Below are 6,103 nucleotides of genomic sequence, written 5' to 3' on the forward strand. Positions count from 1 at the left end.
TTGCAAAAATAAAGTATCTGAAATTACCAGATACTTTATTTTTACTATACATTTATATTAGAATATATATCAGAAAATTCAATTTGAATATTTTCTATATATTTTGATAATAAATGTTCTTCTTTTACACTATCTTCATTGCTAGTGGTTACATTAGGTATTTTGATAATAAATTTAGTATATTTATTAAGTTCACTTTCAATGGTAATAGAGCCATTATGTAGTTCTACTAGAGACTTAACTAAAGATAATCCTATTCCACTACCTTCACTAACTTTAGTCATTCTATTATTTACTTGCTTAAATTTTTCAAATACTTCTGAAAATTCCTCTTTTGGTATTCCTATACCATTATCTTTAACTTGTATCTCTACAAATTCATCATCACAGTCTATACTTACTTCTATTTTCCCCCCCGGCTTATTAAACTTTATTGAATTAGATATTAAATTTAATATTATTCTTTCCATTTGATCTAAGTTAAAAGCTATTATCTTTTCCTCTATGCTTGTATCAAATATCATTTCTATTCCATTTTGACTTGCAAAATCTACGGATAAATCAACAATATTTTCGACAAATTTAATAATATCGTAATTAACAGGATTATACTCTAAAATTCCTACATCTAACTTAGTTATATCAATTAAATTGTTAACTAGTTTTAATAGTCTAATTCCATTTTGATTTATAATATCTATATACTTACGATATCCTTTATTGCTACATTTCTCATTATCACAACTGTCACATTTACTTAATTTCATATTTAAAAGTTGTATAGAACTAAATATTAAATTAAGAGGTGTTCTAAACTCATGGGATAAATTTGCAAAGAATTCCATTCTAAGTCTTTCAAATTCCATTTCTGCTTCTTTTCTATGTGAAATATCTCTAGATATTCCCAAAATTCCTCCTACTAGCCCATTACTGTCAACAAATGGTAATTTTATAGTTTCTCTATATACTTTACGCCCATCCTCTCTGGTTTCTTGATCCTCTACTATAATCTCTTCTTTATTTTTATAAACTTTTTCATCTTCTTTTACATATTTTAAAGCGCAGAATTTTTTTATCGAACCTAAATTAAAATCATTTTTTCCTAAAATTTCTTCCTTGCTTACTCCATTTGATTTCGCAAAAGCTTCATTACAGTATCTAAATACTCCTTCAGAATCTTTAAAGAATATATGATCCGGAATATTGTCCCCTATTAACTCTATCATTTTCTTTTGTGTTTCTGATTCTAATTTGCAATCATCTTCTCCTGTAATATCTCTAGCAAATCCTATAGTTGCTATTACTTCATCATTATCGCCATATATTGGATATGATGAAACATCATAATGTTTATCATTTACAAAACTTAAAACAGATATATGATCTACTTCTTTAGCTAATAGCTTTAAATCCCCCTTACTAAATACATCTGCTACTTCTTTTGAGAAGATTTCTTCATCTGTTTTTCCTACGATACTTTCTTCACTTAGATTATAAAATCCCTTATTATTAATATTTGTAAATACATATCTCCCTCTTTTGTCTTTTATCCATATTAAACAGTTTAATTTAGATAATACATTAGATATGTATTTATCAAATTCAAAAAATTCCTTTAGCCATACTGCATATATTTTTTTACAAATATGTACTATTTCAAACTTATAAAATTTATTTAATTTAGGTATATATCCTTCTATTGAATACTCCTTTTCTTTTTTAATTTGTCTATATATTAAATTTATTTTTTCTTCGTTTGTTATTCCAAATATATCTGCAATATTTTTCCCTAAAATATCTACTTCATTTAATGTTTCTTTCATTTTTGGGTTTATTCCTAAGACTTCAAATACCTCACAATTATTTTTTTCACTTATTTTAAATTCTCCCAATAATCCAGGGAGTGGAGTTGTGTTAAATACTTTTATATAATCTATAATTTGCAAAGTAATCGCCCCCTAAATAGTCCTTTTTATAATTAAATTTCTTACTTTATTTTATCATATATCGTATTGTCGCTTTCAATATTTGACAAATTATATCGTATTTTTTGTATGACAAATTCTTACATTTTTCTTATTTTCTTCTCCCCTTTAATTAAAAATATTTACTTTATTATATATCCTACATATATAGAAATAAACTTATATTAGCCATGATATTTATTACAATCTTGTAATCGCCTTCCACTTTAAAATAGTTTATAGTATACTATAGCGGGGATATATTATTGAAACTTTTAAGTTGAAAGGAATGAAAATTTATGAATAAAAGATTTACAAATTTAAAAAAGAAAGCTATGGCAACTACGCTTGCACTTGCTCTTTGTTTATCAAGCTTTAGCCTTTCGTTTGCTGATAGTAGTAAAGTTGTTACTCTTGGCGCAAACTTAAAGCCTGCTCAAAAAGAACAAATGCTTAAATATTTTGGTGTTAATCAAGATGAAGCAGTTGTTTTAGAAGTTAACAATACTGAAGAAAGAAAATACTTACAAGGTGTTGCTAGTGAGCAACAACTTGGTAAAATAACAATATCATGTTCTTATGTTGAACCAACATCAAAAGGTAGTGGTATAAATGTAAAAACTGCTAACCTTACATGGGTAACAAGTTCAATGATAGCAACTACTCTATCAACTGCTGGCATAGTAGACGCAAACGTAATAGTTGCTGCACCTTTCCCTGTTTCTGGTACCGGTGGTTTAACTGGTGTTATGAAAGCTTTTGAAGATGCAACTGGCAAGCCATTACCAGAAGATAAAAAAGAGTTAGCAACTGAAGAATTAATTACTACTGGTGATCTTGGTGATGACATCGGACAAGATAAAGCTACAGGGGTAATAAATGACATTAAGACGGAGATTATAAAAAATGGTACTAAAGATACTGTTCAAATAGCAGAAACTATAAATAATATAACAAATAATTACAATATAACATTAAGTCCTGAACAACAAAAACAAGTAGAAGGTTTAATGTCAAAAATAGCTCAACAAGATTATGATTATAGTAAGGTAAAAGATACACTATCTAATGTTTCTAATATAGTTGATAAAAATCTATCTGATATTGGTGAAAGTGTTAAAAATTCTGGTATATTTGATACTATAAAGGGATGGTTTAGTAATTTATTTGGTGGAGAAAGTAAAGACCTTGGTATATTAGAAAATACTAATGATAGTTTACTTGGAGATAATGCACAAATAGATGCTACTGATAAAAATGCTATAAACTTACCATCAAGCCAAGAAGTCGAAGGATTCTTCGCTAAAATATGGAACTGGTTTACAGGATTATTTAACGATTCTAATAAAAATGAGTCAGAAAATAGTTCTACAACTCCACAAAAAAGTGAATATTTACCAGGTGATGAAAGTTCAAATTCTAATGTACCTGCTTCTAATGAAGATAATGCAAGCAATCCTCAGGAAGAAAACAACAATTCTACTGATAATAATGCGTCTTCTAAAGAAGAAAGTTCTACATCTGAAATACCACCTGCACAATAGAAATAAATTAGGCGCTATGTATAATCATAGCGCCTTTTATTATTTAATCTCTTTAAATTTAAACTTTTGCCAAGGTTTTATGTCATCTATTATAAAAACTTCTTCTTCTCTTATACGCCCAACTACATTTGATTTTCCACTATTTTTCATGTCACAAATAGCGATTTGTAATTCGCCTGCATAGCTTCCATAGTCACTACTTTCTATTACAATATCTCCTCTTTTTATAATATCTGGTGCGTTAAATAACTCAAACTTATCTCCTTTATACTTTACCCTTGGTTGAGTTGATCTTATCATATATTCACTTACATCGCCTCTATTAAAATGAAGTTCTTCAAATAATATTTTTTTCTCTACTTCAGATACACCATCGTATAAATTAATATCAAATTCAACTAGGTCTTTTCTCATAGAGCCTAGTGCCTTTAATTCTTTATCACTTGGGTAACAATTTGATATAATTATATCATTTATACAATCTAGAGCTATAAAATGCTTCGCTTGTACATCTATCGGTAGATTTCTATGCATTTCAAGAGTAGGAAGTCCATCTGTAACTGGCCAAGGTCCAAAAGTATTTTCATTTTGACTAGTTACAAATGCTGCTGTTTTTAATCCATACTTATTAAATCTTTTTGTAGATTCTTTAAAGTGGTTTAATTTAAGTCCACTAAATCTATGTGGATAAAAATTATGACATCCTATTAATTTTTCTTTATTAGGTCTGTAATCCATTATTGTATCTAAGTAATGAATATTTTGACTCATATTTATTTCTATCTTTAAATCTTGAGGATTAAAAGCCATTAAAGATTCCTCTAACCCTGTAAATCCTACATCCAATCTAATTCCATCTGCCTTAGTCTCTTTAAAAAAGCTTAAATCATCATAGCTTATACCTAAATCACTAAATACTGAAGGAGCAACATCTAATATTACCTCAAATCCTTTTTTCTTTGCATATTCATTTATACTTTTAAACTCTTTGATTATATTTTCTTTAGTATCGTTTACTGAAAGTAAGCATGAAAATATTCTTGAAAATCCATTTTCTGAAGCTTTATCTATATAGTCATAAATTTCTTTTTCACTACTTTTATCTGGATAAATTGAAATTCCTAATCTTCCCATTCTAACCACCTCTTCATTGTATATATATTATTATAAATTTGTCTATACATTTCCATTTAATTATATTACTTTAAGCTAATTTAATCTAGTAAAACTTTTATTTATTCTGATAAAAAATTCCTAAATAAAAAAGAAGTCTTTGGATTATTCCATAGACTCCACTATTTTTAGCATATATCATGATTATATTATTATAATTACTCTAATAAATATTAGGGTTCTAAGCTCAGATACATTAGATATCAAATATAAAAAAGTACTATACACTCCCATATATAGTACTTTTTTATATTTGATATTTAATAATTATTCCGTTTTTATTACATTCCCCTACTACATTAATAATTTAATATAAATTCGATTATTTTATAGATAACTATCTCCCTCTTTAGTTAACTACATCCCTCTATTTAAATATATATAAATCCCTAACCCCTTTTATATTATATAATACACCCTTTGTCGAATTTTGTAACTTTCTGCTAAATACAACATATATTTTCAGGAAATTTATGTATGAAAAATAGTTATAATAAAACCTAGTTATGCACTTATCTAAATTAAGTATATAACTAGGCTTTTGTCTTTAAACTTATTATTCATCTAATTCTTTATCACATTCTTTTAACTCTAAGTAAAAGTTAGTTGTTGTAACTTGATTATAAGGAATATACCATAAAAAACCTATCCCAAATGTAAATATACATGCTATAAACCATCCAATAAAACTTAATTGTAGTATAAAATAATCCATTTTATATCCTTTCATCATTTTAGCACTTCTTTTTAAGCATTCTATGACACCTACACTAGAGTCTTCAGCTAATATAAAATATACTTGTGAAAACATAAATAGAGCTATAATTCCAGGAATTATTAATAATAAAGTACCTATAGCTACTAATATAGTTACAGCTACAGTTACTCCTAATGCTTTAAAAAATACATCAAAACCCGAAAACAAATCAGTAAACTTCGCCTTTGATTTATTATTTGCTAAATTTAAAGTAAATCTACTTGCTCCAACTTCAATTGCCCCCATAAGTAAAAATCCTATTAAAGCCACAATTGACGTCATAGTTCCTTCTGATTCATATCCTGAGATTGAAATTACAAGGTTATAGCAAAATAATGTTATTATTGCCAATCCCCATTTTCCACTTAGTTGTTCTTTCGCTCTTCTCTTTAATTCCGCATTTGAAACCATTTATATAATACCTCTTTTCTGTTTGTATATACATATTCTACCTCAAATTTCATTTTATTATAAATTTAATAAATTATTATAATTTTTATAAATTATATTTATTAACTTTTTATTATCGATATTTTTATAATCTGATATTTTTATAACTACTTCTTTTATAATACTTGGATATCCATATTCTCCATTTAACCACTCAAGAGCTGTTGGGCCATCAGTTTCTACTAATAGTTTATCTAATGGAATTTTATCTAATA

5 protein-coding genes are annotated in these 6,103 nt (G+C 26.8%); 1 reads left to right on the plus strand and 4 read right to left on the minus strand.

Features of this window, described 5'->3' with window-relative positions; translation table 11 throughout:
- Nucleotides 1-44: 44 nt before the first annotated feature.
- Nucleotides 45-1,946: a PAS domain-containing sensor histidine kinase gene (locus BN899_RS09885; protein WP_052356789.1), complete on the minus strand. Its 1,902-nt coding sequence runs from the start codon at nucleotides 1,944-1,946 to the stop codon at nucleotides 45-47.
- Nucleotides 1,947-2,263: 317 nt separating this feature from the next.
- On the opposite strand from BN899_RS09885, the gene BN899_RS09890 reads away from it, so the two are divergent.
- Nucleotides 2,264-3,508, plus strand: coding sequence for a DUF1002 domain-containing protein (locus BN899_RS09890; protein WP_052356790.1), 1,245 nt, complete (start codon nucleotides 2,264-2,266; stop codon nucleotides 3,506-3,508).
- A 39-nt stretch (nucleotides 3,509-3,547) separates the two neighbouring features.
- Here BN899_RS09890 and BN899_RS09895 read toward each other — a convergent pair whose 3' ends face one another.
- The 3 genes from BN899_RS09895 to BN899_RS09905 all read right to left on the minus strand — a co-directional run.
- Complete coding sequence (locus tag BN899_RS09895) at nucleotides 3,548-4,642, minus strand: DUF871 domain-containing protein (protein ID WP_042274991.1); 1,095 nt, start codon at nucleotides 4,640-4,642, stop codon at nucleotides 3,548-3,550.
- A gap of 595 nt (nucleotides 4,643-5,237) precedes the next feature.
- Complete coding sequence (locus BN899_RS09900) at nucleotides 5,238-5,849, minus strand: DUF975 family protein (protein ID WP_042274992.1); 612 nt, start codon at nucleotides 5,847-5,849, stop codon at nucleotides 5,238-5,240.
- 57 nt (nucleotides 5,850-5,906) lie between these two features.
- On the minus strand, nucleotides 5,907-6,103 hold a 197-nt coding region (locus BN899_RS09905; protein ID WP_042274993.1), incomplete at its 5' end, for a TatD family hydrolase.

The organism is Faecalimicrobium dakarense (assembly GCF_000499525.1).
In the GTDB taxonomy this organism is placed as follows: Bacteria; Bacillota; Clostridia; order Peptostreptococcales; family Peptostreptococcaceae; genus Faecalimicrobium; species Faecalimicrobium dakarense.